Annotated in this window: 16 protein-coding genes; 8 read left to right on the plus strand and 8 right to left on the minus strand. The window is 70.9% G+C overall.

Annotated features, from left to right (window positions below; genetic code table 11):
- Positions 1-28 precede the first annotated feature (28 nt).
- The gene (locus ACWDZ6_RS15735) at positions 29-721 is read left to right on the plus strand and encodes a metal-dependent transcriptional regulator (RefSeq protein ID WP_389181416.1); all 693 of its coding nucleotides are present in this window, start codon (positions 29-31) and stop codon (positions 719-721) included.
- A 663-nt stretch (positions 722-1,384) separates the two neighbouring features.
- Positions 1,385-2,248: an alpha/beta fold hydrolase gene (locus tag ACWDZ6_RS15740; RefSeq protein ID WP_451503311.1), complete on the plus strand. Its 864-nt coding sequence runs from the start codon at positions 1,385-1,387 to the stop codon at positions 2,246-2,248.
- 178 nt (positions 2,249-2,426) lie between these two features.
- Here the strand turns inward: ACWDZ6_RS15740 and ACWDZ6_RS15745 are convergent, their stop codons facing one another.
- Positions 2,427-2,891 carry a subtilase-type protease inhibitor gene (locus ACWDZ6_RS15745; protein WP_451503274.1) on the minus strand — a complete coding sequence of 155 codons (465 nt, stop codon included), beginning with the start codon at positions 2,889-2,891 and terminating at the stop codon, positions 2,427-2,429.
- A 776-nt stretch (positions 2,892-3,667) separates the two neighbouring features.
- On the opposite strand from ACWDZ6_RS15745, the gene ACWDZ6_RS15750 reads away from it, so the two are divergent.
- Positions 3,668-5,527 carry a hypothetical protein gene (locus ACWDZ6_RS15750; RefSeq protein ID WP_451503275.1) on the plus strand — a complete coding sequence of 620 codons (1,860 nt, stop codon included), beginning with the start codon at positions 3,668-3,670 and terminating at the stop codon, positions 5,525-5,527.
- A 150-nt stretch (positions 5,528-5,677) separates the two neighbouring features.
- Here ACWDZ6_RS15750 and ACWDZ6_RS15755 read toward each other — a convergent pair whose 3' ends face one another.
- From ACWDZ6_RS15755 to ACWDZ6_RS15765, 3 genes are all read right to left on the minus strand, one after another.
- Entirely contained in the window at positions 5,678-7,282 is a 1,605-nt protein-coding gene (locus ACWDZ6_RS15755; RefSeq protein ID WP_451503276.1) for a transporter, read from the minus strand.
- Between the two features lie 5 nt (positions 7,283-7,287).
- Entirely contained in the window at positions 7,288-8,106 is an 819-nt protein-coding gene (locus ACWDZ6_RS15760; RefSeq protein ID WP_451503277.1) for an ABC transporter ATP-binding protein, read from the minus strand.
- A gap of 72 nt (positions 8,107-8,178) precedes the next feature.
- On the minus strand, positions 8,179-8,877 hold the full coding sequence (locus ACWDZ6_RS15765; RefSeq protein WP_366730907.1) for a bifunctional DNA primase/polymerase: 699 nt from the start codon (positions 8,875-8,877) through the stop codon (positions 8,179-8,181).
- 333 nt (positions 8,878-9,210) lie between these two features.
- On the opposite strand from ACWDZ6_RS15765, the gene ACWDZ6_RS15770 reads away from it, so the two are divergent.
- Entirely contained in the window at positions 9,211-10,593 is a 1,383-nt protein-coding gene (locus ACWDZ6_RS15770; protein WP_326650712.1) for a transcriptional regulator, read from the plus strand.
- A 128-nt stretch (positions 10,594-10,721) separates the two neighbouring features.
- Positions 10,722-12,353 (plus strand): hypothetical protein, encoded by a 1,632-nt coding sequence (locus tag ACWDZ6_RS15775; protein WP_451503278.1) that lies wholly within the window; start codon positions 10,722-10,724, stop codon positions 12,351-12,353.
- 38 nt (positions 12,354-12,391) lie between these two features.
- Here the strand turns inward: ACWDZ6_RS15775 and ACWDZ6_RS15780 are convergent, their stop codons facing one another.
- Positions 12,392-13,732, minus strand: coding sequence for an ABC transporter substrate-binding protein (locus ACWDZ6_RS15780; RefSeq protein ID WP_451503279.1), 1,341 nt, complete (start codon positions 13,730-13,732; stop codon positions 12,392-12,394).
- Between the two features lie 173 nt (positions 13,733-13,905).
- On the opposite strand from ACWDZ6_RS15780, the gene ACWDZ6_RS15785 reads away from it, so the two are divergent.
- The gene (locus tag ACWDZ6_RS15785; RefSeq protein ID WP_366730982.1) at positions 13,906-14,352 is read left to right on the plus strand and encodes an SCO4402 family protein; all 447 of its coding nucleotides are present in this window, start codon (positions 13,906-13,908) and stop codon (positions 14,350-14,352) included.
- 78 nt (positions 14,353-14,430) lie between these two features.
- Positions 14,431-15,282, plus strand: a complete 852-nt coding sequence (gene purU / locus ACWDZ6_RS15790; protein ID WP_366730910.1) for a formyltetrahydrofolate deformylase — start codon at positions 14,431-14,433, stop codon at positions 15,280-15,282.
- A 23-nt stretch (positions 15,283-15,305) separates the two neighbouring features.
- On the opposite strand, the gene ACWDZ6_RS15795 is transcribed toward purU, so the two are convergent.
- Genes ACWDZ6_RS15795 through ACWDZ6_RS15805 form a run of 3 tightly spaced genes read right to left on the minus strand, consistent with a single transcriptional unit; the run spans position 15,306 to position 21,537 of the window.
- Complete coding sequence (locus tag ACWDZ6_RS15795; protein ID WP_451503280.1) at positions 15,306-16,646, minus strand: extracellular solute-binding protein; 1,341 nt, start codon at positions 16,644-16,646, stop codon at positions 15,306-15,308.
- Positions 16,643-17,770, minus strand: coding sequence for a hypothetical protein (locus ACWDZ6_RS15800; protein ID WP_451503281.1), 1,128 nt, complete (start codon positions 17,768-17,770; stop codon positions 16,643-16,645). The genes ACWDZ6_RS15795 and ACWDZ6_RS15800 overlap by 4 nt, the downstream gene beginning before the upstream one ends.
- Positions 17,767-21,537 (minus strand): tetratricopeptide repeat protein, encoded by a 3,771-nt coding sequence (locus ACWDZ6_RS15805; protein WP_451503282.1) that lies wholly within the window; start codon positions 21,535-21,537, stop codon positions 17,767-17,769. The genes ACWDZ6_RS15800 and ACWDZ6_RS15805 overlap by 4 nt, the downstream gene beginning before the upstream one ends.
- Positions 21,538-21,678: 141 nt before the next feature.
- Between ACWDZ6_RS15805 and ACWDZ6_RS15810 the strand changes: the two genes are divergently transcribed.
- On the plus strand, positions 21,679-21,984 hold the full coding sequence (locus tag ACWDZ6_RS15810; RefSeq protein WP_327324337.1) for a trypco2 family protein: 306 nt from the start codon (positions 21,679-21,681) through the stop codon (positions 21,982-21,984).
- The last annotated feature ends 1 nt before the right edge of the window (position 21,985 follow it).

Genomic DNA, 21,985 nt, shown 5'->3' on the forward strand with positions numbered 1-21,985 from the left:
TTTCCAGTCACAGCATCGAGGGGCACGTATGTCCGGACTGATCGACACGACGGAGATGTATCTCCGCACCATCCTCGAGCTCGAAGAGGAAGGTGTGGTGCCCATGCGCGCCCGGATCGCCGAGCGGCTCGACCAGAGCGGTCCGACGGTCAGCCAGACCGTGGCGCGAATGGAGCGCGACGGCCTGGTGACGGTCGCCGGCGACCGTCACCTGGAGCTGACCGACGAGGGCAGGCGGCTGGCGACGCGCGTGATGCGCAAGCACAGGCTGGCCGAGTGTCTGCTCGTCGATGTCATCGGCCTGGAGTGGGAGCAGGTCCACGCGGAGGCGTGCCGCTGGGAGCATGTGATGAGCGAGGCGGTGGAGCGGCGCGTTCTGGAGCTGCTGCGCCACCCGACGGAGTCGCCGTACGGGAACCCGATCCCGGGCCTCGAGGAGCTGGGCGAGAAGGCGGAGGCCGACCCGTTCCTGGACGACGGCATGGTCTCGCTGGCGGACCTGGACCCGGGCGCGGACGGCAAGACCGTGGTCGTACGGCGGATCGGCGAGCCGATCCAGACGGACGCCCAGCTGATGTACACGCTGCGGCGGGCGGGAGTGCAGCCCGGTTCGGTGGTCAGCGTGACGGAGTCCGCGGGCGGAGTGCTGGTGGGCAGCAGCGGCGAGGCGGCGGAGCTGGCGGCCGATGTGGCCTCCCATGTGTTCGTGGCCAAGCAGTAGTGGCCAAGCAGTGGCCGGGCAATAACCGGGCACTGACCGCGGCCTGACGGCCCCGCAGCGTTCCTGACCTGGGACGCCCGGGGCCTCTCGGGCGCCCCCCGGACACGCCGTCGGGTACTTCGCGTGGCGCTTTCCACCCGCCGGACACCGTTTTCCGTCCGGAATGGCAGCGCCCGGGCGAATCGCGTGCCACGCTGTGGCGGAGGCATATGACCCCATGGCCGGGGAGGGATCCGGGTGATGCGCCCGCCGTACGTCCAGCGCGCTCAACGCCGCGCCCAGCACGCTCAGCGAGCCCCGCAAGTGCGGTACGCGCATGCCCTGTACGCGTATGCCCCGCGCGCCCCGTATGTCCCGTGCGCCTGTGTCCCGCCCGCCCTGAATCCACAGGAGGGCCCCGGCTCCCACGGGAGCCGGGGCCTGTCCTCCCCTGTGCTGACCCGGAGCCCCGAGCTCCCAGGGTCAATCCCCTCGGACCGTCATCCCCGAGCGGCCCGCCTCCCGCTGAAGATCTTCCCTCGGCCGCGGGCGTCAATCCTTGAGGGCGGTCACTCGAATGAGGGGTGTTGTGCGGCAGACCCGCGTTTTCGAATAGAGGTTCGATAGTCTGGCTGGACTCGACCGAGCAGGACCACCGGGGGAGAGAAGGGGGTGCCAGGCCACATGGTGCGGCGCATCGACGTAACCGGAGCCGACGGCGTACGCCTGGCTGCCTGGGAGTTTGCCGACCCTCCCAAAGGAAGGGGCGAAACGGAGCACGCGCCCGGAGTCTTACTGCTCCACGGATTGATGGGCCGTGCCTCGCACTGGGCCTCGACGGCCCGCTGGCTGGCTGAGCGGCACCGAGCGATCGCACTCGATCAGCGAGGTCACGGCCGCAGCGACAAGCCGGCCGATGGCCCGTTCACCCGCGAGGCGTATGTCGCCGACGCCGAGACCGCCGTCGAACAACTGGGCCTCGCCCCGGTGACCCTGGTCGGCCACTCCATGGGCGCGCTCACCGCGTGGCAACTCGCCGCCAAGCGCCCGGACCTGGTCCAGGCTCTGATCATCTGCGATATGCGCGCCTCCGCGCTCGGTGCGGCCTCGCAGCGTGAGTGGGAGGACTGGTTCCGCTCCTGGCCGGTCCCGTTCGCGACGCTGGCGGACGTCCGCAAGTGGTTCGGCGAGGACGACCCCTGGGTGGAGCGCCACAACCCCGCCCGAGGCGAGTTCTTCGCGGAGGTGATGTCGGAACGGGCGGACGGCTGGCGCCCGGTCTTCTCCCGCCGCCAGATGCTCACCTCCCGTGAAACGTGGGTCCACGACGCCCACTGGGAGGAGTTGGCCCAGGTCCAGTGCCCGACACTGGTGGTCCGCGGTCTGGACGGCGAACTGGGCCGCGCGGAGGCCCAGGAGATGGTGCGGGTCCTGCCCCGGGGTGAGTACGGGGAGGTGGCGGACGCGGGCCATCTGGTGCACTACGACCAGCCGGAGGGATGGCGGACGGCGGTCGAGCCGTTTCTGGATGGTGTGCTGACGCCCTGACAGGAACGATGTCGGGCATGGGAGCCGGGGGATCGCCTCCAGCCGTGGCGGCAACGGCTGGGCGATCGGCGAGGTCGGCAACCGGTCGACCGGTTACTTCATGTGCGCGTGGTGCGGGGGAGAGTTACCGGCCTCGTGAAGCGCGCCTGGAAGGTACGTGACCCGGGGCCACGGGCCGTCAGAAGGCGAAGACCGTGCCCTTGGCCATGCTTCCTTCCATCTCGCACTCGTTGCCGTACGTGACCGACCAGTCGACGTGCTTGCCCTGCCACACCCCACGGGCGCTGAGCACGACAGGATTCCACTGGCGCGTGCACATCTTGTGCGACTTCTGTTCGGCCAGCGCGCTGAACTCGCCGTTGACGATGAGAAGTTCCGTACACGCGGCCGCGGGCGAGGGGTGGCTGCCCCCGGGGCGCGGGGCGCAGGTCAGGGTGACGGCCCGCTCGACCGTGGCGGTCACGGCGTCATCGCCCCTGCCGAAGCTGAGTACGAGTGCGGAGGGCGCGTACAGGCTCTTCGTCTTGGCCGGCTGTGCGGGCTGTGCGGGCCGGTCCTGCGCGACTGCCGTGGCCGTGGTGCCGGTCAGAAGCAGTGCGGATGCCGTGGCGACTGCGGCGACTGTGTTTCGGATGTAACGCATGTGTGAAACTCCTTCATTTGGGGGGCGATTGCGGTCGGGAGTCTTGCGCATGCGGACAGTGAGTGCACGTTGTTCGCTCGTTTCCGGCCGTGTACGTTCGTTCGGGGGCGACCGAATGGTCGTTCGGGCAGCTCGGAGCGGGTGTGGAGGAGTGTCCATCATGTGGATGACCTTCGATGGTGCAACGGAAAACTACCGCCTGAGCTGCACAAACGTCCGGACGGCTCTCGCCGTGCGAGGCCTGCTTCGACTGGAAAACGTCCCCCGCCAAGGGTTTTGGCGGCGACGGCGCGGTCCGCCGTCGGAGGGGAATGTATACACGCGCTAATCGGAAGGCTTTGCTTCGAGGTGGTCATGAGGGCGCCGGGAGTTGCGAACACCGCGGCGAGCGACACCGCGGGTGTGTAGCTCTCGCGTACGTGGATTCCGATGACAATAAGACCTAATAGGACAAGTCGGTACGGTTCCTGGCGGAACGCGGCGAGGGCGATGACGGGCCGTTGATCCGCACCTACCTTGAGAGTTCGAATCTCTCGAGGGAGGGATGCATGGAACGCAGGCGGTTATTGCATGCCGGAGCCGGATTCGCCCTGGCGTCCGTGGCGGGCCAATTGGCTTCCCCGGGCGCTGCGAACGCCGACGCACCCGACATCGCAGGCACGGCCGGTAGACCAGACACAGCAGACAGACCGGACACAGCCGGTACGGAGGACCACTGTTCGGAGCCACCCATCTCCACCTTCGGCGTCGCGTCGTTCACCGCCGCCATAGTCGGAATGACGAAGCTCGACGATCGCCTCTACGTCGTGGCTCGGGGTCAAAGTCCACCCGTACTCGGTGAGATCGACCTTGCGTCGAAGAAACTCGTGAGGGCCGTCCGGCTCGGCCGCGGAGAGGGCGGCTGGGCTGCGACCGTCTCGGGCGGGCAGGTCTACGCCGGGACGTATCCGACCTCGGACATCTACCGTTTCGATCCGGCCACCGGCGAGGTGAAGCTGATCGGCACGGTGGGCCCGGCGGGCGGCTTCGTCTGGTGTCTCACCACGGCGCCCGACGGCACGGTGTACGCGGGAACGTCCCCGCGCGGCGAAGTCTGGGAGTACAAGCCGCAGACCGGTGTCCTGCGCAATCTCGGCGTCGCGGTGCCGGGCGATCAGTATGTGCGTGCGATCGCAGCCGACGAGCGCTTCGTCTACGCGGGGACGCTGCCGCACGGCTACGTCGTCGCCTACGACCGCACCACCGGTGCGAGGACGAACCTCACTCCGACGCCCTACGGCGGCGCGGCCGCGCTGCTCGCGCGCGGTGGCCGGGTGATCGCCGCGCTCACCAAGTCCGTGGTCGACATGGCGCCCGACGGCAGCGACGCACGGGTGATCGCGACGCCCGGCCCGGAGCGGCTGATCGACGCGATGACGATGACGTCCGACGGCACGCTGTACTGCGTCGGCCGCCCGACCGGAACGGTCTACCGGCGGGACGGCGACACCCTCGTGCCGGTCGCCGCGCCGGCGGCCGGGGACGAGCACCGCGCCCTGCTGCCGCTGGCGGACGGCACACTGCTCGGCGGTGCGGGCAGCGGCCGGCTGTGGTGGCTGGATCTGGCAAGCGGCCGGTCGGACATACTCGAGCTGATCGACATCGGCCTGTCCGGACCGGATCCCGTGCAGTCCATGACGTACGGGTCGCACGGGACCGTGCACGTCGGCGGGCACTTCTCGATCACGACCCACCAACCGGCGAAAGGCACGTCCCGGCGGATCAGGATCCCGGGCGAACCGAAGCAGCTGCAACGGGTCGGCGACCGCGTGTACGCGGCGATGTACCCGAGTACCGAGTTGCTGGAGTTCGATCCGGACCGCGGCAAGGTCCGGTCCATGGGCTTCGTCGAGAACGAGCAGCAACGGCCCACGGACATGGTGTACGAACGGGCCCATGATCTCCTGCTGGTGTCGACCGCCCCGGGTGTCGGCCTGCTCAAGGGCGCGCTGACAGTGGCGGACCGGCTGAGACGCAAGCTCAGGGTCTATCCGGATGTGATCGTGGACCAGAGCGTGATGTCGCTCGCGCTGGACGACAGGCCGGGTTTCCGGATCGCGTACCTCGCCGGAGACACCTGGGGCGGCGGCAGCGTGCCGCCGGCCAGGCCGAGCGCCACGATCGTCGCGTTCGACCTGCGGCACCGCAAGGTGCTGTGGGAGGTCGCGCCGGTGGAGGGGTACGCGAGCCTGCAGCACATCGCGGTGTACGACGGTGTGCTGTACGGGGTCTACAAGCGGCTCGCAGGTACCTGGTTCGCCATGGACCTCGAGACCCGCACGGTCCTGCAGACCGGGAAGTTGCCGAGCTACGGAGAGCTCAGCGTCCATCGCGGTCAGGTGTTCGCGTCGATCTTCGGCGGTTCGGTGTACCGGCTCGGACCAGGGCTCGCGGAGGCCGTGCCCATGCTCGGCGGCCTCGGTGACGGCTGGTACAACCCGCCGCAGCTGGCCTGGGAACGGTCGTCCGCGTATGCCTGGGGCGTCGCCGGCCGAGATCTGGCCAGCCTCCGGCTCGACCCGCGGTGCCCGAATGCGGCCGACTCCGGACTCACCTCGCCGAACGAGGACGTTCTGGAGTCCTTGCTGGCGAACTGAGCGTCCACAGGGCGCGAGTGGACAGGGACCCGTCGGCCGGTCGGCCGGCGGGTCTCCTCGCGGATCCCCACCGTCGCCTCCACCGTGCGTTCGGATCGACCTCCGCCGGGGAGAGTTGTGCCGTCCGCGGGGCCCTGCACCCCTTGCTGATCACCCCTTGCTGACCGCCGCCAGGATCTCCGGGAGCCTGCCCGCCGTCTGCGGGGCCGCAACCCGCACTCCCGCCCACCCGATGAGCAGCCCGTACACCGTGCCACCCGGCAGCAGCAGCCACAGTGCCGACTGGGCGTTCGCCGCGTGCAGCCAGATCGTCAGCGCGATCACGGGTGCGCACAGCAGTGCTGCCGAGATCATGCCGCCGAAGATCGAGATCCAGGCGAGTCCGCCCTGACCGGGAGCCACGTTCTTGTACGCGCTGTCCTGCGGGATCGAGTACGGGAAGCGGGCCGACGCCACTGCTCCCGTCGCCAGCATCGCGCCCAGCAGCGCGAACGACAGGCCCACCACCTCCGGCAGAGCCTGCCAGTCGCCCAGCACGGCGGCGGTAAGGACGGTGACGAGGGCGGTGTACGGGAGCGTGATCACCAGCAATGCCAGTGCCCGGGCGCGGAGTTCGACGTACGCGTCCCGGGTGGAGGAGATCGTCAGCGCCACCATCCAGAACGCCGAGGTGTCCTGGCCGAACTGGTTGTACATCTGGATGCCGAGCATCCCCGCCGCAAAGCATGCGAAGTAGACCGAGCCCGTGCCCTGCAGTGCGTTGAACAGCGGCACGATCAGACCGATCGCCAGCGCGGTCACCCACGCCGCCTTCGTCTTCGGGTCCCGCCACACATAGCGCAGGCTGCGCTGCATCACCGTGCTCGTACGGCCCTCGGGCAGCAGCCGGTGGAAGCCGGTCGTGGACTCCTTGCGGGTCGGCTCCGAGGCCGCGGCCAGCGTCGAGCCGTCCGGGGTCGTCATCAGCTTCGTCAGGCTGCGCTGCCAGGACCGCAGCACAAGCAGCAGAGCGGCCGCCGACAGCCCCAACTGTCCGACGGCCACCGCGTACGAGCCCTCGCTCGCCGAGTCCACCGCGCCGATCGCCGACGCAGGTGGCAGCCACCGTACGATTCCCGCCACCGGATCGAGCGCCGAGAGTCCGCCGGCGTGGCCGAGTCGCTGTGCACCGAAGTTGACGACCTGGATGCCGACCGCGATCACCAGACCGCTGAGCAGCGCCAGGTCGCGGCCCTTGCGAGAGGTCAGCAGGCGGATGTTGGCCGCCGCGACCGCCCGCGCCAGCGCCACGCACACCAGCAGCGTCAGAGGGACGGCGACGACGGAGACGAGCAGTGCCGCGGCGCCGTGGGACAGCGCGATCGCCGAACCCACCGCCAGGCAGAGTGTGAACAGCGGGCCGATGCCCACCAGCGACGCCGCCAGCAGCGCCCGAACCAGCGGGCCCGGTCGCAGCGGCAGCATCACCAGACGGGTCGGGTCCAGTGTTTCGTCACCACTCGGGAAGAAGAGCGGCATGACTGCCCAGCCCAGGGCCAGTACGGCGGTCAGCAGCACCACGACCGAATCCGCGTGATCGTTTCCACGCAGTGCGATCAGGCCGATGAGCTGGAGCGCGGCGAAGAGCAGCGTGACGACGATCGAGGCGATGTACGCGGCCCTGCGCCCGGACGACTGGCGCAGCCCGTTGCGCAGCAGCGACAGCTTGAGGCGGATGAAGACCGGGGTGAGGTACGCGCTGTTCAAGGCGTTCACGGCGCTCAACGGGTACCGCCGCCGAGCCAGTCCAGCGAGTGCCCGGTGTCCCGGCCGTTCGCGCCCACCAGTTCCAGGAACGCGCTCTGCAGGGACGGCGCATCGCCCCGTACCTCCGCGAGCGGGCCCTGCGCGCGGATCCGGCCCGCCGCCATCACCGCCACCCAGTCGCACAGCGACTCCACCAGCTCCATCACATGGCTGGAGAAGACGACGGTCGCGCCCGAGCCGGTGTACCGCTCCAGGACGCCGCGGATCGTCTGCGCCGAGACCGGGTCGACGCCCTCGAACGGCTCGTCCAGGAACAGTACTTCGGGGTTGTGGAGCAGGGCCGCCGCGAGCCCTATCTTCTTGCGCATGCCCGTGGAGTAGTCGACGACCAGTTTGTGCTGTGCGCCCGCCAGGTCCAGTACGTCGAGGAGTTGAGCAGCGCGCTTGTCGACCTCCTCGCCCGGCAGGCCCCGTAGCCGCCCGCTGTAGGCGAGGAGTTCGCGGCCCGAGAGCCGCTCGAAGAGGCGCAGGCCCTCGGGAAGTACACCGATGCGGGACTTCACCTCGACCGGGTCGCGCCACACGTCGTGGCCCGCCACCTCCACCCGGCCGTCGTCCGGGCGCAGCAGGCCGGTCACCATCGACAGGGTCGTCGTCTTGCCCGCGCCGTTCGGGCCGACCAGGCCGATGAACTTGCCCGCGGGGAGAGTGAGATCGATGCCGGCCACCGCGATCTGCTCGCCGAACCGCTTCCACAAGCCCTCAACACGAACGGCGGGCGGCGCCGATCGCGCCCCGCCCGCCTCTGTGGCTCCCATCGCCTGGTCCGGCATGGTGCCCCGCCTTTCGGTGTCCCCGTATGTACGGGCCCACCTTAGGGGCCGCCCCCTGCGCCATGGGCCGTCTTATGCGCGACGGATCCGCTGCGCGGCCGCCTCCCGCCCGCATGCGTACGCCAGCGGGCTGATCAGCTCGTCCGCGTCCGGCAGCCACCGGTTGGCGGTGGTGGGGCGGCGGGCCCACTGCACCGCGCCATGGCCGCCGATCCGTGTCGGCGGCGCCGCCACGTAGTGGCCCTCGCCGCGCGCGACGAGGTCGATGGCGTCCGGCATCCAGCCGAGGGTGCGGACCAGGTCGGAGGCTTTGAGTGCCGCGCCGGGCAGTACGAAGAACAACATCCGGCGGTCGGGGGTGCAGGTCACCGGGCCGAGCGGGAGGTTCATCCGCTCCAGGCGGGCCAGCGCCAGGAAGCCGGCCGACTCCGGTACCTCGAGAGCGTCGAAGGTACGTCCTGTCGGCAGCAGGATCGACGCTCTCGGCTGCCTGGACCACAGCCGCCGCGCGGCGACCGCGCTGCCGGTCGCCTGGTTCGCCCAGTCCGGCCTGACCGGGTGGGCGCCGGGCACGGCGCAGGCGATGTCGCCGCACGAGCAGCGTTCCTTGCCCTCCACCGGCTCCAGCCAGGTGCCGGGGAACACGTCCCAGTGCCTCTCTTCCGCGTACCGCACGGCACTGTCCAGCAGCTGCTCACCTCGCTGCTGGGGGATCTGCGCGGCTTCCATGACTCCGATGGTCTCTTCCACGACACACTCAACTCCCGCCATCACCTTGGGTTACGGGCGTCCCACGGGTGGCGCGTGGAGCATCGATCCTGCACACGGGGCGCATGGGTGCACGGGTGGGGGCGCGCGTGCGGGTGCGCCGCGGTGGGCGGGTAGCCACAGGCAGTGGCGTCATTGCGAGGGGGAGGTCGCGATCCGGGAGGGCGACGGCGGCAGACGTCGTGGCTTCCGGGTGCGTGCAGGCGGCCGCCTTGCGGAAGGCCCTTTCAGGACTCTTCCTGGAAAAAACCACCAACTCGGACCAAGTCTGCATTCTCCGTATATCAGCCGGGCACTGATCAGTTCATGGATCATCGCGGCATCAGGGGGTTAGTCATGGCAGCCAGGCCTCTCGTCGTCCGACAGCCGAACGAACGGTTGCAGGCGCTCATTCAGGAAGCCGGGTGTTCCAATGCGGGGCTCGCCCGTCGCGTCAACATGGTCGGTACGGAGCGTGGGTTGGACCTGCGCTACGACAAGACCTCGGTGGCACGGTGGCTGCGCGGGCAGCAGCCGCGCGGCCGGGCGCCGGGCATCATCGCCGAGGCACTGGGCCGAAAACTCGGCCGTACGGTCACGATCGACGAGATCGGCATGGCGAACGGCAAGAACCTCGCGTCCGGCGTAGGTCTGCAGTTCTCGCCGACCGTGCTCGGCGCGATCGAGCAGGTCTGCGAGCTCTGGCGCAGTGACGTCGGCCGCCGTGACTTCCTTTCCGGGTCGGCGGTCGCGGCCTCCGCGCTCGTCGAGCCGAGCCGCGACTGGCTGATCACGGGCGCGGACACGCAGGTCGCGCGTACGGCCGGAGCGCGGGTCGGCGTCTCGGACGTCGAAGCGGTACGGGCGATGACGCGTGCGCTGACCGAGCTGGACCACCGCTTCGGCAGCGGACATGTCCGGCCGGTCGTCGTGCACTATCTGAACAGCGTGGTCTCCGGTCTCCTTTCGGGCTCGTACCGCGAATCGGTCGGCCGTGAGCTGTTCGCGGCGGTCGCGCGGCTCACGGAGCTCGCGGGATACATGGCCGTCGACACCGGCCAGCCGGGGCTCGCCCAGCGCTACTACATCCAGGCGCTGAGACTGGCCCAGGCGGCCGGGGACCGGGGGTACGGCGGCTATGTGCTGGCGGCTTCCATGAGTCATCTGGCCGCTCAGCTCGGCAATCCGCGGGAGATCTCGCAGCTGGCGCGGGCGGCGCAGGAGGGCGCCCGGGGCAGGGTCACACCGCGGGCCGAGGCCATGTTCTACGCCGCGGAGGCGCGTGGGCATGCCCTGCTCGGGGATGCCCGCACCTGTCACGAGGTGGCCGGCAAGGCGATCGCCGCGCTGGAACTGGCCGAACCGTCGGCGGGGGACGATCCGGACTGGATCGCCCATTTCGACCACGCGTATCTCGCGGACGAGCTGGCGCACTGCTACCGCGACCTGGGGCAGGCCGAGGTGGCGGCGAACCATGCCTCGAACGCGCTGGACGGACACCCGGAGTCGCGGGCCAGGCGGCGGGCGATCGGTCTTGTGCTGCTGGCCACGGCGCAGGTGCAGCAGCGAGAGGTGGAGCAGGCCTGTCACACGGGCACGCGTGCGGTGGAGCTGCTGGGGAGATTGCGTTCGAGTCGGGGCGCGGAGTATCTGGACGATCTCCAGCAGCGCCTGGAGCCATACGCGGCGGAGCCTTCGGTGCGCGAGTTCGGGGCGCGGCTGGAGATCCAGGCCGCATAAGGCCGGGAGTCCCGTTAACAGCGACTTGAGTCCGCATCTTGTTACTGCTTCCGCGCGTGTGTGCGGAGCGGCTGAGTCACCGGGTAGCGTGAACCGACGGTTCCGTAGGTCCATACGTAGGAGTCCCGGTGACGCAAAGCGGACAGGGCGACGAGCAGCAGCTTCCTGCTGCGCGGCCCGCGCACGAAGGCGTCGTGCTGCCCGCCGACGGAAGTGAGCCCTGGATTCCAGGTGTCTCCGACCCGCAGGTGGCGCCGGCGGGCGGACAGCCGTGGGGCGAACCCTGGGGGCCGCAGCAGCAGCCGGGGCAGCCCGGCCAGGGCGGGCAGCCCGCTCAGGGCGGGTACGGGGACGTGCCGCAGGGCGGGTACGACGCGCAGGGCGGATACGGCCCGCAGGCCGGTTACGGCGAGGCTCCGCAGAACGGGTACGGCGAGGCTCCCCAGAGCGGGTACGGCGAGGCTCCGCAGAGTGGGTACGGCGAGGCTCCGCAGAGTGGGTACGGCGAGGCTCCGCAGAGTGGGTACGGTCCGAAGGCGGGGTACGGCGCGCAGGCGCTGCCCCCGCAGGGGCCGCCTGCGGGGGCTCTGCCGCCGCAAGCCCTGCCGCCGCAAGCCCTGCCGCCGCAGGCTCTGCCCCCGCAAGCTCTGCCTCCGCAGGCGCCCGTCATGGGTGCCTCCGACGCGACGCAGTACATCCCGCCGGTGACGGCCGCGGGGCCCGGAGCCCTGCCGCCGGAGACTCCCGCCGAGTCCACCCAGTTCCTCGGGACCGTGCCCGGTGCCATGCCCGGACCCGTATCGGGACCGGACGCCGAGGCCACGCAGTTCATCGCGCCCGTACCGGCCGGCTCCGTCCCGCCCGCGCCCAACGCCGCGCCGTTCGGGATACGGCCCGGGGCGCCCGGCGAGCGGCAGCCGCCCGCCGAGTTCGACAGCCTCTTCCGTACGGACGGGCCCGGGGCCCAGCCCGCGGACGCCACGGCCCAGATGCCCCGCTTCGAGGGTCCGCTCGGCGGCCAGCGGACGCGCCGGCAGCCGTCACACCAGCAGCAGCATCAGCAACCGCAGTACCAGCAACCGCAGTACCAGCAGCCGCAGGGCCATGAGCCCGAGCCCGGTCGGCGCAAGTCCTCGCACGTACCGCTGATCGCCGCCGTCGTGGTCGGCTGTGCCGTCCTCGGACTCGGCGTCAGCGCCTTGATGTTCGGCGGCGGGGACGACGACAAGAAGGACCCGGGCGCCGGCAAGAACGTCGCCGCGACCTCCGACGCCCCCAAGAACAGTTCCGAGGCCGCCGCCGATCCCGCCAAGCAGCAGGCCGAGGCGCTCGACAAGCTCCTCGCCGACAGCAACAACAGCCGTGCCACGGTCATCCGTTCGGTGGAGAACATCAAGCGGTGCCAGAACCTGGACCAGGCATCCACCGACCTGCACGGCGCCGCGGTGCAGCGGCGCGGTCTGGTGACCAGGCTCGAGGGCCTGACTGTCGACAAGCTGCCGGACAACGCGGCACTGGCGGCTTCGCTCACCAAGGCATGGGAGGCGTCCGCAGCGGCCGACGACCACTACGCGGCCTGGGCCAAGCAGGTCGAGGGCAAGAAGGGCTGCAAGGACGGCAAGGCCCGTAACACCGGCCAGGCCGGCCAGGCCGCCCGCGCCAGCGGTGACGCCACCAAGGCCAAGAGGGAAGCGTCCGGACTGTGGAACGCCATCGCCCGTAAGTACGAGCTCACGGAGCGGCGCAGCGACCAGCTGTAGCGGTCAGCCGGCCGGTCGGCCGGCCGACCGCCCCCCGTTCAGCCCGAGGTGGCCGAGCCCGACAGCGTCTTGCTGACGTCCACGAAGCCCGGCTTCTGGGCAACCAGGCGTCCGCCGCGCACCACTTGGAAGGTCACGGCCCGGTTGACCACGCGTGGGAAGTCGGGCGTACCGAGCATGTCCTCGAACTCCCAGCGCAGGATCGGTGTGAGGCCGCCGGTCGAAACACGCACCCCGCCGTCGAGGGCCCGCGAGATCTTCCCCGGGGTGATCCTGTTGTCGTGTATCGACTGGATGACCGTCTTCAGCACGGTGTACGCGATCCAGGTGGTCTGCACACCGGCGTCGGCCGGGTCGATGTCGTTGTCTCCGAAGGCGTGCGCACGGATGATCTTCTGCATCTCCTCCCAGCGCGCATCGCCCGCGTTGGGGTACCAGCCGGTGATGTACGCGCCCTCCAGCGGGCCCTTGCGGCCGCCGGTGCGGTCGACGAGCGGCTGGCCGACGCTGCCCATGACGGAGGAGATCCGTACCTTCCGGTTGTCCTCGGGCAGCCGCCGGAAGGAGTCGACAAACGTCTCCGTGCGGTCACCGAGCGCGGCCGTGACACAGCCGGGCCGGTCGTCGCTCCCCGTCCCGAAGCCGCTCCGGGCGCCTGCCTTCCTGCGCGCCTGCTCGGCCTGAGCGGTGTAGTCGGTCGCGTCCTCCGCCGCCAGGATGTCCGTGGATTCGTGCCGACTGCCTTCCGCGAGGCCGGAGTTGAGGAGCACGGGCATTTCGTCGCCGGCGAGTGAGTTGGGCCGTACCAGCGAGACCCGTTGGCAGACGTCGGCGAGCTGTTTGCCGTTGCCGGCGAGGAGCGCCGCCTGGCCGCCGTTGACCGGGTAGGAGAGATAGCTGGTGAACTCCTCCTCGGAGATCCCGTATCCGCCGATGAAGGGGATGCCCGCGGCCTCCAGCGGAGCCATGAAGGCGTCGCCGTGCTGGCTGTACGAGCCGACGACCGCGACCACGCCCTCCTTGACCGCTCGCCGGGCGCAGAGGGCGGCGCCGGTGGAGGTGTTCTGTTCGTTGCAGGTGATGACGCGCAGCTCGTGCCCGTCGATACCGCCCTGCGCCTTGACCCAGCGTGCGTAGGCCTTCGCCATGGCGGGCATTCCGGGCATGTTCGTCGCGGGGGTCTCCTCCGGGGCGAAGGTCATCACCGTGACGGGCTCCCGGGACCCCCCTGTGGACCCGGAGAGCGCGCCGCAGCCGGTGACCAGCGACGCTCCGACCGCCGCGACGGCCGTAGTGATACAGACGGCGCGCATGCACGCGGTCCGTGAGGGGCGGGTCCTTGAGGGGTGGGGTGAGGAGGAACGTCGCCGACCGGTCATGGTTATGCACGTTTCCGCCTCCCGGGTAACGGCGGTGTGAGCATTGTTCAACGGTGGGTGACATCGAAGTGAATTGAAGGGGGCTGGGGGACCCCGCGGCGGGGGAACGTACGATCGACGGCGTGCAGCAAGGTTCGGACAACCCTTCCCGTCGCGGCCGTCGCTCCTCCACCATGGGCGGCATGCCGCTCAATGACATGCCTTGGTGGCGCTGGCGCTGCAATGTGCGCTCGGCGCTGCACATGCTTTCCGACCCTGTCTTCCACGAGGAGTGCTGGCTGGCCGGCCGCGAGGGGTACGGCGACGTCACCGACGCCGTGTACCGCCTGGTCGAGGACACCTGGCTGGACAACTGGTCCGCGGAGAAGTACGTCGGGACGATCTTCCGCGACTCGGGCGAGGCCGCCCTTGTCGATGTCGCTGTCCTGCGCGTGCTGCGCATCATGCACCAGGTGGGTGCGGACGCTCCCGTGTCCGCCTACCTCGAACACCACGGCTGGCCCGAGGCTGTACGGGCCGCCCGCGAGGCCCACGTACGGCTGTCGGCCGGCGACGGCGAGGACCCGGACGCGCCGCCGCGTTCGCTGGATGTGCTGCGGATCATGACCCGGTCCGCCTGAGATCTTCCTGAGTTCCGCCCCAGGTCCGCCTGCCGGACCGCATCCGGCCGGGACCGGCGGGTGTGGCACTCTACGAGGATGACTGACCAGTACGTCCTGACGCTCTCCTGCCCGGACAAAAAGGGCATTGTGCACGCCGTGTCGAGCTATCTCTTCATCACCGGCTGCAACATCGAGGACAGTCAGCAGTTCGGGGACCGGGACACGGGACTGTTCTTCATGCGGGTCCACTTCTCGGCCGAGCAGCCGGTGACCGTGGAGAAGCTGCAGGCCAGTTTCGCCGCCGTCGGGGACTCCTTCCAGATGGACTGGCAGATCCATCGCGCGGAGGAGCGGATGCGGATCGTCCTGATGGTCAGCAAGTTCGGCCACTGCCTGAACGACCTGCTCTTCCGCTCACGGACCGGCGCACTGCCGGTCGAGATCGCGGCGGTTGTCTCCAACCACACGGATTTCGCCGAGCTGGTCGCCTCGTACGACATCCCGTTCCATCACATTCCGGTCACCAAGGAGAACAAGGCCGCCGCCGAGGCGCAGGTCCTCGAGCTGGTGCGCGCCGAGAAGGTCGAGCTGGTGGTCCTCGCCCGCTATATGCAGGTGCTCTCGGACGACCTGTGCAAGCAGCTGAGCGGCCGGATCATCAATATCCACCACTCCTTCCTGCCGAGCTTCAAGGGCGCTAAGCCGTACCACCAGGCGCACGCCCGGGGTGTGAAGCTGATCGGCGCGACGGCGCACTATGTGACGGCCGACCTCGACGAGGGGCCGATCATCGAACAGGAAGTCGAACGCGTCGGCCACGAGGTCACCCCGGAGCAGCTGGTGGCGATCGGCCGCGACGTGGAGTGCCAGGCGCTGGCGCGCGCGGTCAAGTGGCACGCGGAACACCGGATTCTGCTGAACGGCCGCCGCACGGTCGTCTTCGCCTAGGTCACACACCGCCGGCCGGCCGTCTACGGCGAGGGGGCGACGGGGTTGTCGCACAGATCGTCCAGTGCGAACGCCCTCTCCCGCTGTTGCAGGACCCGTTCCGCCTCCAGCTGTTCGAGCAGCCGGGTGAGCAGGTCCTGGTCCCGTGGGTGGCCCAGGAATTCCAGTACGGCACGGTAGAACGCCTCGCGCAGGGTCGGCGGCATCGCGTCCGAGGCGTCCAGGCAGATCTGGCCGGCTCCCGCGAGCAGCTTCTGGATGTCGCGGGTGCCCGGCGACTGCGGCAGGGTGCCGAAGGTGCCGCCCGGGAAGTACGGCCGCTCCCCGGGCTTCGCCGCATTCGCCCAGTCGTCGCGGGCGGCGCGGGAGGTGAGCCGGCCGAGCAGGTCCCAGGCGGCGGCGCTGGGTTTGAACACCGCGGCCATGTCGCCGGAGACCTCGAAGGCGTTCGCGCCGGATCCCCCAGTCCTTCCTGGCTCTCCAGCGCTACCGGTCCCGCCGGACTTACCGGACTTACCGGGCTTTCCGGACCTGCCGGAACCGAGGAAGCGCGCGGTGGGAGTGGGCAGCACATCCTCGGTGTAGTGGCGGCGGATGAAGGAGCCCTGGTGCTCATGGGTGCACTTGCCGCTGTTCAGCAGCCCGTATCCGCCGTTCTCGAGCAGCTCGAACCCGTTCTCGAGCCCCTCCTTTCCGAGTTCCCCCCTGTTCGCGGCGATTATGGCGGCCCACTCCTCCCAGGCCGGCCTGGTCTGCGGCCACGGGGTCTTGCCGGTCGCCCAGCTCTCGTACGCGGCCGGTCCCTGCCGCTGCAAAAGCAGATCCTCCACCCAGTCGGTGCCGGGCCAGCCCGAGGTGGCGCCCGAACCCACGCCAAGACACCAGTCCGGGGTCTTGGCGGTATCAGCCGCGTGGCTCCACACGATCGACTTCAGGTCCAGCCGCACCGGCGCCCAGTACGCGTGCGTACGGGCCTCGCCGTCCTTGGTGTCGAAGGTGACGGCCGGCGCCCACGGCGGAACCGCGGCACCCGCCACCCTTTCGGGCAGCGGCTGGGCGTCCCCGGCGCGGGCGTACTCCACCAGATCGCCGGGGCTGCTCAGTATCGCCACATCCGGCGGCGCACCGGCCTGGAGCTGGGCGACCAGGGTCTCGCGCAGGGAACGGGTGCCCTTGTAGACGTAACTGTGTCCGGTCCGCTTCTCGATGCCCCGCAGCGCCACCAGGAACGGCTTCTCCTCGCCGTCGGTCCACGGGCCGAGGACGACCAGCGTCCGTTCCTCCTCCGTGCCGGAGCAGCCGCCGGCCGTCACGGCGGCAGCGGCGAGCAGACAGCCGGCCAGCACAACCCTCAAGCACCTCATGCGGCCCCGTACTTCCGTAGGGTGCGGCCGGCCGGATACGGGCGGCCGTAGAGGAAGAGCGTCACGCCGCAGGCGAGCGCACCCACCCCGCCGGCGGGGACGGCGATGCCCGCGGTCATCGACCAGCCGTCCGGATGTGTGCCGCGCATCACGGAGGCCGCGCCGAGCGCCGTGGACTCGATCCGCCGGGGGGCCGTGTCGCGATCCGCGCCCACCCGCTCCAGGGCACCGACGGCCGTGCGGACCCGCTGCTGCGCACCGTGCTCCTGCGCGCCGCCGACGGCCAGCAGCACGGGGGTGAGGAGCACCGGCACCGCGGCCACCGCCAACTGCAGGCTGATCAGCCGCAGCCGGTCCCGCAGGAAGACCGAGGTGCCGACGAGGACGAAGGCGAAGAGCGCGGCCGCCAGCGCGGCGGCGCCCGCGGCCGTCAGCGTCAGGGGACTCCAGGCCACCAGATCCCTGTTCTCGTCGCGCAGTTGGCGCTCCAGCTCTCTGATGCGGTCCAGGATGGTGGTCGGATCCCGCGGTGCGCTGCCGGCTGTCGTGCCCGTGGGGCTGCCCAGCATTGCGGCGGCGTAGCCGACCCCGGCCGTGCGCAGTACGTCGGTCGTACGGTGCCGGTCCGCCCAGGCGATCTTGTCCCCGTAGGCGACGACCAGACCCGACACCACCCGCAGTTCCTGCTCCTGCCCCTTGCGCAGGGCCCTGGACTGCGCCACCTGGTTGAGGCTCTGCGAAGCCTCGGTGAGCAGCGAGCGGTAGGTCTCGCCGAGCTCGACCAGTCCGGGCTTCCCGGGGGTGTTGAGCAGCCGGGACACGGCTTCCTCCTGGGCCAGCTGGAGGGAGGTCCGGGCCTCGGCCAGATCCACCAGCGCGGGTGCGCAACGGTCCCGCAGCCGTTCCGTACGGCCGTGGATGTCGCTGTAGGCGGCGGCGGAGAGGGCGAGGGCGACCACGGCGAGTGCCGGCAGCACGAGCATGCGGCGGCGCAGGAACGCGGCGGTGGGCCGGCTGCCCTCGGCGGTACGGCCGGTGGCGCGACGCCACAGTGCGGGGAAGAGGCGGCGCAGCGCGGGGAGTGCGCGGGACAGAGCCGCGGAGAGGCGGTTCGGCGCGTTCATCCGCGCTCCCCCGAGCCGGGCCGCAGCGAGCGCGGCAGCCAGGCGGCCGGCGGCCGTGGCCTACTGCCCTCGCGTCTCTCCCGGTCCTTCCGCCGGTCCCGCTTCCGGTCGCGGTCCCGGTCGTGCTTCAAGCCGAGAGGACGGGTCCGGTAGGCGTTGTCGAGGAGCGCCTCGGCGAGAGCCGCGTCCTCGGCCCGGTCGGTGCGCGGCACCTGCTTGGCCAGCTGCCGGTAGCTGGCGGAGAGCTGCTCGCGGAGTTCGCGTTCCGTGGCCGGGACTTCTATCGCGGAGGGCAGCGAGGCACGCAGCTCGGCCGGCGGATCGGCATTCCCGCCCTTCTCCCGTGCGGCGTGTACCAGTTCGAGGAGGAGCTCGCGCAGCTCGGCGGTGAGCCGTTCCTGGGACTGCCGGTCGGTGAGGCCCTCGTGGCTGACCAGCCGGTGCAGCGCGGCGTACGCCCGCACCGCCGATGCCACGGTCGGCGGCGTGCCGTCGGCGGGCAGGCTCGCGTGGATGCGCACCATCGCCGTACGCGCGGCGGTGCGGTGCCGGGAGTCCGGCGGGACGCCGTCGAGAGAGGCGAGCGCCCGTTCCGGGCTGCGGCGGGCGAGATGGATCCGGGCGAGGCCGAAGGCGGCGCTGCCCAGCGCGTGGTTGCGCCGCCAGACCGTCTCGTAGAACTGCATGGCCTGCTGCTCGTGCGCCTCCCGCGCCTCGGCGGCCGGCGGGGAGCCGTCGTCCCCGGCGGCGCGCCACTCGTCGGCCAGCTTCTCGTGGCAGTAGCCGAGCGCGAGCTTGGGCGCGAACTCGCCAGGAATGGCCCGGTAGACCTCGTCGAAGGAGGTCAGGGCGGGACGCAGCCGGCCGTGGGCGAGCTCGGTCAGACCCTGGTGCCAGTTCAGCCGCCAGTCGTAGCGGGCCCGGTCGCCGAGGACGCGGTGGGCACCCTTGAGCTCCCTGGTCGCGGCTTCCAGTTGCTCGGCCCGTTGCCGCAACTGGTCGCGGGCGAGCTCAAGATGGAGCCGGCAGCGCAGCAGATGGAGTTCGGGCGACTCCAGCCACTCGCCGCTGAGCTGCAGCAGTCCCACCGGGTCGTCGTACGAAGTGCGCTGCAGCTCTTTCCAGTTGGGGTCCTGCTGATCCGCCTTGGGCACGGGCAGGGCGACGGCGGCCTCGGCAGGTCCCGGCACCTGGGCGCCGAGACGGTAGCTGCGGCTGCTCTCCTCCCGCCAGCGGTCCAGCGGCGGGGCCTTGCCCAGCTGCCCGTCCAGTGCCGTGGCCGCCCGGTCGAAGAGCGGCGAGGGCTCGAAGGTCTCGACGCCGAGGCGCAGGGAGCGCAGTTCGCGCAGGACTCCGCGGAGCTGGAGGGCCATCTCCTGGGCGGAGGCGTACCGCTGCTTGGGATCGGGTGCCATGGCCCGGCGCAGGGCCCGCTGCAGCGACTCCGTGCCGAGGTCCGCGGGCGGCGCCGGGGCTTTGGCGAGGAGCTCGCCGAGGACGGCGCCGACGGTGTAGAGATCGCCCGCGGTGGTCATCTCCCCACCGGCTCCGGTCTCCGGCGGCCGGTGGCTGACCGGTCCCGGTGCGCCGGGCTCCCGTACGCCCGCCACGTCGATGAGCTTGATGCCGTTGCCGCAGTGGAGGACGTTGGTGAGGGAGAGGTCGCCGTAGACGAGGCCTTCCTGGTCGTGCAGATAGCTGAACGCGTCCAGGATGCGCAGCCCGTAGGCCACGATGAACTCACGCACCCGCGGTCCCGAGAACGGCGGATCGTGCCGGGCGATACGGGCCGCGACCCACTCCAGCGGCGCGCCGTCGGCGAACTCCATCACGATGAACTCCGCCGAGGACGACGGATGCCGTGCGTAGTTGACCACCCGGATGACGGACGGATGGTTGAGACTGACCAGCCGCAGCCGCTCCTGGTGCGCCTGGAGAACGGCGGCGGGATTGCCCGGGTCGAGGATCCCCTTGAGCGCCACGGGCCGGTTCTCCAGCAGGAGGTCGCGGGCGAGATACACCTGCCCGTGGCTGCCCCGGCCGAACGGGCCCACCACCTCGTACTGCTGGTGCAGCCGGTCGCCGCTCGCAAGGTGGTGCCCGGCCGGGGCGGTGACCATGGCATCCGGATCGCGTACGGCGACGACCGGCAGATCCGTGAGTCCTTCGCCGGGCGGTTCCACGACGAACTCGTGCGGGCCCAGCGGACCGGTCAGCGCCCGCTCGGCGCTCTCGGCCTCCAGCAGGGCCGTCTCGATGTCGACGGCGAGCCGGAACAACGCGTGCGGCAGCGCGGGCGAGTCGAACAACGGGCTGCCGCGCCGCAGCTGTTGGAGCTCACGGCGAAGCCCCGGCGTCCGCGGCTCGGGCCGTCGCGGCGCGGGTCGGCCGCCCGTGGCCGGGTTCGCGGGCAGTTGCCGTAACCGCTGTTCGGTCTCGGCCAGCCGGGCGATGCGCGTCCCGAGCCGGTCCGCGCGGCGGTCGGGCCACTCGGGCTCGAGGAGCTCGGCGCGGACCTGCGCGAGCAGCGGGGAGCGCCGGTCGCTGAAGACCAGGAGCAGCCGGCTGCCGTTGCGCGCGCGCAGGGCCCGCAGCAGCGCCGTGATCTCGGCGTCCGTGGAGGCGGACCGATCGACGGCGAGGAAGGCGGCGAAGAGCGGCGGGCTCTCGTCGGCGATCCGGGCGAGCAGTGCCTGGTGCGGCGTACGGAACGGCGCGCCCGCGTCCTCCGGCTCGGGACAACCGGACGGCGCATCGTCCGGCTCTGGAGAACGCAACGGTGGGTCGTGCGGCTCGGGAGAACGCGACGGCGCGTCGTCCGGCTCGGGCGTGCTCGACGGTGGGTCGAGGCCGATGCGGCCCGCGGCGTATACGGCGAGGTCCTCGACGCTGCGGTTGGTGGCGTCGACGGCGATGTCGATGCTGCCCACCTGCGGCTCGCCCGCCGAACTCCCGGACGCGGACGGCGGGCTCTGCTCCCGGTCCGCCAGCGTGAGGGCCGAGCGGATGGTGTGCAGCAGTTCGTGCTCACCCTCACCCGCGAAGGCCAGCTCGACCGGGTCCGTGTCCGGTGCGCCGTCCAGCCAGCGGGTCAGCCGGCGGTGCAGCCCCGGCACCCGGCCCGATGCGGTCCTGTCGGGGGCGACGGCGACATCGTGGGAGACGGCCCGGTGCCCCGTCACCGTGAGCCCCAGCCGCTCCAGCGGCAGATGCTTCAGTACCGTCTCGGTCGGGATCATGTACGCGTGCTCGCGCCGCACGGGCGCCTCCGGGGTGCCGAACTGATGGGCCACGATGCCGATGAGGCGACGCGAGCGGCTCTGGACGACCCCGGCGCCGCTGTAGCCGCGCCGGACCACGTACGCCGAGCCCTCGGTGTCCAGCTGCACCCACTCGGGCGTCGGCGAGGGCCCGCCGCGCCCCATCAGCCGGGCGTCGAGGTGCTCGCCGCCAGGCAGGTCCTCCGGGTAGCCGGTGAAGTGCACCGGTTCCTTGCGCGCGGGGATCTGGCGGTGCAGTACGGCATGCGCCACGGGCGGCTCCTCGTCCAGCTTGAGGAGGGCGAGGTCGCCGCTGAAGTGCGGGGTGGGCAGCACCAGATACTCGCGCAACAGCCGGGCGGGCAGCGGTTCCAGGGCGCCGCCGGAGGGCGCGGCGTGCGGGACGTCGACGTAGACGGTGTCGAACGGGGTGCGGATGCCGGCCCGGTCGGGGCGGGACAGCACCGTATGGGCGCAGGTGAGCACGAGACCCCCGGGGAGCAGCACCCCGGCCCCGAGCGGGCGTCCGGACCGGTCCTGCCCGCGGAGCAGACAGACTCGCCAACTCTCCTCATGCGACGCTGAGTTGGACGTGTGCAACGGCTCCCTCATACTGCTCAACGATAACTACAGGAGGCGAGGTGCGCGATGGCTGAGCGTGACGATACCGCGGTGGCCGGGCTGGCCGAAGTGATCGGCCAGGTCCGGGACGAGCTCGAGCGGGCGCAGCGGGACGGGGAGGGACGCGACCTCAAGTTCAGTGTGGAGAAGGTGAATCTGGAGTTCGCGGTGCAGGTGCGGCGGGAGGGCAGCGGCCGGGCCGAGCTGCGGATCGGGGTGGTCACGGCGGGCGGCGGCGGTTCGGCGGCGCGCGACCGCACCCACACGATCCAGATCGAGCTGAAGCCGCAGGGGCGGGACGGCAACCCGAACATCAGCGTGGGCGGGGAGTAGC

It is taken from the genome of Streptomyces sp. NPDC002926, assembly GCF_053591755.1.

Coding starts and splice junctions, on each gene's coding strand:
- ACWDZ6_RS15760 (WP_451503277.1), bottom strand. CDS start 8,106: ATGCCGGACCAGGCGATGGGAGCCACAGAGGCGGGCGGGGCGCGATCG.
- ACWDZ6_RS15800 (WP_451503281.1), bottom strand. CDS start 17,770: ATGAACGCGCCGAACCGCCTCTCCGCGGCTCTGTCCCGCGCACTCCCC.
- ACWDZ6_RS15810 (WP_327324337.1), top strand. CDS start 21,679: ATGGCTGAGCGTGACGATACCGCGGTGGCCGGGCTGGCCGAAGTGATC.
- purU (WP_366730910.1), top strand. CDS start 14,431: ATGACTGACCAGTACGTCCTGACGCTCTCCTGCCCGGACAAAAAGGGC.
- ACWDZ6_RS15750 (WP_451503275.1), top strand. CDS start 3,668: ATGACGAAGCTCGACGATCGCCTCTACGTCGTGGCTCGGGGTCAAAGT.
- ACWDZ6_RS15740 (WP_451503311.1), top strand. CDS start 1,385: ATGGTGCGGCGCATCGACGTAACCGGAGCCGACGGCGTACGCCTGGCT.
- ACWDZ6_RS15735 (WP_389181416.1), top strand. CDS start 29: ATGTCCGGACTGATCGACACGACGGAGATGTATCTCCGCACCATCCTC.
- ACWDZ6_RS15785 (WP_366730982.1), top strand. CDS start 13,906: ATGGGCGGCATGCCGCTCAATGACATGCCTTGGTGGCGCTGGCGCTGC.
- ACWDZ6_RS15770 (WP_326650712.1), top strand. CDS start 9,211: ATGGCAGCCAGGCCTCTCGTCGTCCGACAGCCGAACGAACGGTTGCAG.
- ACWDZ6_RS15765 (WP_366730907.1), bottom strand. CDS start 8,877: ATGGCGGGAGTTGAGTGTGTCGTGGAAGAGACCATCGGAGTCATGGAA.
- ACWDZ6_RS15780 (WP_451503279.1), bottom strand. CDS start 13,732: ATGACCGGTCGGCGACGTTCCTCCTCACCCCACCCCTCAAGGACCCGC.
- ACWDZ6_RS15745 (WP_451503274.1), bottom strand. CDS start 2,891: ATGCGTTACATCCGAAACACAGTCGCCGCAGTCGCCACGGCATCCGCA.
- ACWDZ6_RS15795 (WP_451503280.1), bottom strand. CDS start 16,646: ATGAGGTGCTTGAGGGTTGTGCTGGCCGGCTGTCTGCTCGCCGCTGCC.